This is a genomic window from Legionella brunensis (genome assembly GCF_001467025.1).
Lineage (GTDB): Bacteria > Pseudomonadota > Gammaproteobacteria > Legionellales > Legionellaceae > Tatlockia > Tatlockia brunensis.
The window spans coordinates 1-302 of the sequence record NZ_LNXV01000017.1; the positions used below are offsets into that span (position 1 = coordinate 1).

Below are 302 nucleotides of genomic sequence, written 5' to 3' on the forward strand. Positions count from 1 at the left end.
AGACCACAGATTTAACCGCTTGGGGATTTGCTTTTACCGCCGCAAGTATAAATTCTCGCTTTTCTGTGAGCTCAGGATCAGCGAACGAAAGCGCTATGGTATTGATCTGGGCCGCAGCAAGCATAAATTCTTGATCTTTTTTTAGTTTAGGGGCGGCAAATGTAAGCGCTCTTAAATCTTCTTTGACCGCCATAAGCATAAATTTTGGATCGCCTTTGAGCTCGTCCGCTGCATGAATAAGCAACATAATATCCTGTGCTACTGCAGCAAGCATAAAATCAGGATCTTTCAAGAGCTCGCTT

General features: G+C 43.7%; 1 protein-coding gene. It reads right to left on the reverse strand.

The window, feature by feature from the left end; genetic code table 11:
* Positions 1-302 (reverse strand): DUF4116 domain-containing protein (locus tag Lbru_RS08565; RefSeq protein ID WP_157061503.1); only part of this gene is annotated, 302 nt, incomplete at both ends.